This is a genomic window from Candidatus Magnetobacterium casense, assembly GCF_019173545.1.
Classification (GTDB): domain Bacteria; phylum Nitrospirota; class Thermodesulfovibrionia; order Thermodesulfovibrionales; family Magnetobacteriaceae; genus Magnetobacterium; species Magnetobacterium cryptolimnobacter.
Map to the genome: position 1 here is coordinate 1 of NZ_JABXWD010000507.1, position 2,155 is coordinate 2,155.

Genomic DNA, 2,155 nt, shown 5'->3' on the forward strand with positions numbered 1-2,155 from the left:
TCTGGCAGGACACTATAAATGGCGATATAGAAATCCGCGCCATGACAGGGAGTTCTGTAAAGATTACCAAAATATTGCCAAACATCACGGCAGACCTGCACTGGCAACTACGGGGTGTTGGCGACTTCAACGGCGACGGAACAAGCGATATCATCTGGCAAAACGAAACAACAGGGCAGATATGTTTCTGGTTGATGAATGACCTGGCCATTAAAGATGCAGGGTTCTACGGGCCGGTTGACAGTCAGTGGCAGATAGTGGGCACCGGGGACTTCAATGCAGACAAGAAGTATGACGTCATGTGGCGAAACATCAAAACAAACGACATGTATCTCTGGGTCATGGATGGTATGACTATATTAAGAGTGGGGTTGGTGGTAAAAGGACTGCCGGTAGAGTGGCGGAGTGAATAGGAAGGAACTACTTTGGGGTTATAGAGTTTTTTTTATTTAATCAGGGGCATCATTCAGAGATTGGTATCTGTGTTAAGCACCAACCTTGTTGGGTCACAGAGCCAAGATGCAAAATGTTTTAGGAGGAAGTATGTTTGGACGAGAGAACAACCAAACAAGTGTGAAGTATCTCCAGTTATACAGCGTCTTTAGCATAAGGGTGTTGTTTATGCTAACGCTGATCGCTGTATTTGGGGCCATGTGCATCAACAACGTCTATGCTGGAACCATCCGTCTGCCACAGACGGGCCAGACAGTGAGCTACGCATCAGGTGACGACAGCGCAATCAAGGCAGGAGTAGCCTGGCCGGTTCCCAGGCTTATGGACAATGGTGACCAGACGGTTACCGACAAGCTCACGGGGCTGATCTGGGCACAAGAAGCAGGTACGGCGACTGTAGGTGGTTGTCTCGGTGGTCCCAAGACCTGGCATGCAGCATTGGATTACGTGGCCTGTTTAAATGCCGCTAACTACCTCGGACACAATGACTGGCGGCTACCCAATATCAATGAGTTGCAAAGCCTGATTGACGGTCAAAGGGATAACCCGGCGCTTCCATCAGGTCATCCCTTTCAACATGTGCAATCTAATGGGTCATATACGCTCAGGTATTGGTCGTCCACTGCTCTTGGTTATTCAGGAACGGAATATGTGTGGACTCTCATTATAAGTGATGGCTTTGTTGCATATGCCCATATGAATAACCAACATGATGTCTGGCCAGTACGGGGGAGTAATGGGCCAATCTTTCCGGCTATGACGCCGCAAACGGGCCAGACAGTGAGCTACGCCTCAGGTGACGATGGAGCAGTCAGGGCAGGAGTGGCCTGGCCGGACCCTAGGTTTACGGACAACGGCGATCAGACGCTTACCGACCAGCTTACGGGGTTGGTATGGCCAAGTGATGCCGGTACACCATCCGTGAACAATTGCACAGATGGTCAAATGAACTGGCAAGCGGCGCTTAGTTATGTGAGCTGCCTTAATACCAACAACTACCTTGGTCATAACGACTGGCGTCTGCCAAACAGGACAGAGCTTAGGAGCATAGTTGATTTTGGGACGTTTTCCCCAACGTTTAAATACCCCTTTCACAACGGGGATGGTACTCCCTATTGGTCATCCAGCACTTGTGCAAGCAGTATGGTATCTGCATGGATTATCGGCACATATGGCCCAGTGGAAATCAGCCAGAAGGCCGGCTACTTCCTGGCTTTGCCTGTACGTAATGGTTCTGTGACACCAGCGTGTACAAGCTACACAGTTACCCCGGCAAGCAGGAACTTGCCATCAACCGGTGGTACCGACAGCGTAAACGTAACGGCAAATACCGGCTGCGCATGGACAGCCTCAAGCAACGTTGCCTGGATAACAATCAACGCAGGCAGTTCCGGCAGTGGCAACGGCAACGTAAGCTACACGGTGGCAGCCAACACAGGCACGAGTTCCCGCACTGGTACGATGACAATAGCAGGACAGGCCTTTACCGTAACCCAGGCTGCTGCGACCCCAACATGTACAAGTTACACAATCACCCCAACGAGCAAGAGCTTCCCCTCCTCCGTTGGCACCGACAGCGTGAGCGTAACGGCAAACACCGGTTGCTCATGGTCGGCATCAAGCAACGCCGCCTGGATAACGATCAACGCCGGTAGTTCCGGCAGTGGCAATGGTTCAGTAAGTTACACGGTAGCAGCCAACA

General features: G+C 51.2%; 2 protein-coding genes. Both read left to right on the forward strand.

Annotation, left to right across the window (positions count from 1 at the left end):
• Positions 1-413 (forward strand): FG-GAP repeat domain-containing protein (locus HWQ67_RS16945; RefSeq protein ID WP_218253869.1); only part of this gene is annotated, 413 nt, incomplete at its 5' end.
• 130 nt (positions 414-543) lie between these two features.
• A partial coding sequence (locus HWQ67_RS16950; RefSeq protein WP_218253870.1) for a DUF1566 domain-containing protein occupies positions 544-2,155 on the forward strand: 1,612 nt, incomplete at its 3' end.